General features: G+C 67.8%; 2 protein-coding genes and 1 pseudogene. All 3 read right to left on the bottom strand.

The window, feature by feature from the left end; genetic code table 11:
* Positions 1–191 (bottom strand): annotated as a pseudogene (locus RT567_RS16135) (DUF1318 domain-containing protein); the annotation flags it as partial.
* 20 nt (positions 192–211) lie between these two features.
* Positions 212–400 carry a YnbE family lipoprotein gene (locus RT567_RS16130; RefSeq protein WP_040346241.1) on the bottom strand — a complete coding sequence of 63 codons (189 nt, stop codon included), beginning with the start codon at positions 398–400 and terminating at the stop codon, positions 212–214.
* Between the two features lie 88 nt (positions 401–488).
* Positions 489–2,124 (bottom strand): YdbH domain-containing protein (locus tag RT567_RS16125; RefSeq protein WP_313577224.1); only part of this gene is annotated, 1,636 nt, incomplete at its 5' end.

Below are 2,124 nucleotides of genomic sequence, written 5' to 3'. Positions count from 1 at the left end.
GCGGCCTGCGTGGGGCCGTCGACCGAGGTGCGCACGCCGACGTAGCCGTCGGCTTGTTCACCGGCCGTGCCGGCGGCCTTGGCCTGATCGACCAGGGCCTTCTGCGAGGCGGTCTGAGCCACGGCGGCGCCGGCGGCGACGCCCAGAGCAGCGACAGCGGCCACAGCCACGAAGAGTTTGCGGTAAGTCATGTCAAAGCCCCCTTTCACATTCAGAACAGGTTGGGGTTTTCGCGGAGCAGGTTCTGCAGTTCCTGATCCAGCTTGATGCGGATGTCGGCGTCGAGCTTGGCATAGATCTGCAGCGGCTCGCTGAACTTGATGTTCACCGTAGGCGCGCATGCGGCCAGGCTGACGGCGCCGAGGCCGAGCATGGCGACGATCTGACGCTTGCTGATCATGAGGCCGGTCTCCGAAGGCGGCGTTGGAAGTCACCGCCATTAAACGCGGCGGCGTGTGAATGGGTTCTGAACAAAGCGCGGCCGTGACTCAAGGCGTTTCATCCGTCGTCAGCGCCGGCGTCTCCCCGCGACGCGCATATTCCAGCAGGTCCGAGATGATCTGGTTGGCGTTCCAGGTCGTGTCCAGCGTCAGATCGATCGGCGTATCCGACGGCAGATTCAGCTTCTTGTTCAAGAAGTCGCGCCGGATCAGCTCCATGAAGGTCAGACGAAGCTGCTCGCGCTCGGGCGGGTCGTGACGGCCGTTGATGCGGAACCGGACGCCCAGGCGGCCCTGGTCCAGGCTGTTGACCTCGGCGGTCAGGTCGCTGATCGCCAGATCCTGCATGGCCTGATAGGCCAGATCCTGCATGGTATTGGGCGGCACGCCCGCCTCGCCGCCGCCGCCGGCGGCCAGGTCGTCGAACACCTGGGGCTGGATCGACAGGCGGCCGGGCCGCACGCCGTTCAGCACCCCGCCGACGATGCGCCAGCCGTCCTTGGGATCATAGGTGAAGGGCAACCGCCCCGACACCACGGCGTCGAACTCGGCCTTGTCCTGAAGATTGGCGCTCTTCAGCAATTCGTTCAGTTGCACGCCCTCGACCACGACCACGCCACCCCAGCCCTCGCCCGGCGTCAGCGGCAGCGACAGGGGCTCGACGCTGATGCGCCCGCCCGCCGCCTGGATCTGGCCGCCGCCGATGGTCAGGGCCTTTTCGTCCAGACCGAAGGACAGCTGAAGATCGGTCAGCGGCGTCACCGTCTGCACTCGGTCGGCGATCAGCTTCTGATCCGGGGCGGTTATCAGCGGCGTCAGACTGGTAAACTCCACCCGCCCCTTCAGCCCCTGGACCTTGCCCGCCGGACTGGTGAAATCCAGATCGGGCACCGTCAGGACGCCTGAACTGGTCGCGCTCTCGGCCGTCCAGTCGAAACGCCCCTCGAACTCGGCCGAGCCTTCCACCGGCGACTTCACATAGTCCGCCACGAGGGGGCTGAGGTCGTCGGGCTGAAGCCCATGCTCGGTGAAGGCCAGGCTGGGCGCCGAGATCACCGCCCCGCCCGCCTGGGCCTGAACATCATGGCGCACCTCGACGCGGCCGATGGCGTGGTCCAGCCGGCTGAGATCGAAGCCGGCCGTCCAGACGTCAGCCGCCAACCGCGCCTCGCCCTTGGCCTGAAGCGGCAGGAAGCGGACCGGATCGGCCGCATCCGCGACCTGAGCCTTGCCGACACCCACGCGCATCGACAGCCCCTTGGCCGCACCGTCGACGACCAGATCGCCTTCGGCGCCGGAGATTCCGACCTCGAAGACAGGCACAGAGGCCGCCACATCGGCCAGACGAGCTTGGGCGCGCCAGGCGCCGTTTTGGATCGTGAACAAGGGCGCCGACGTCGGGCAGACGCGACCCGACGCCGCCTCGACCGAGTTCTCGCCCAGGTCGAGCTTGTCCATCGTCACCGGGATGCAATCGCTCGCCGTATAGGTCAGACGCCCGCCCGCCGAGGCCAGTTCGCCCTGGGTGCTGAAGGCGATCCCGCGCGCCGGGCCGAAATCCAGGGCCGCCTGCCCCTTCAGCCTCGCCGCGAATCCGCCCGGCGTCAGCCGCCATTCAACGCCGTCAAAGCGCGCCTCGGGCAGGCCGCCCCCGCGCATCGACGCCACGCTGAAGGCACCGCGC

It is taken from the genome of Brevundimonas sp. (assembly GCF_032107865.1).
Lineage (GTDB): Bacteria > Pseudomonadota > Alphaproteobacteria > Caulobacterales > Caulobacteraceae > Brevundimonas.
Note: the sequence above shows the minus strand (reverse complement) of the source record. Positions and strands in the feature narration are given on the sequence as shown.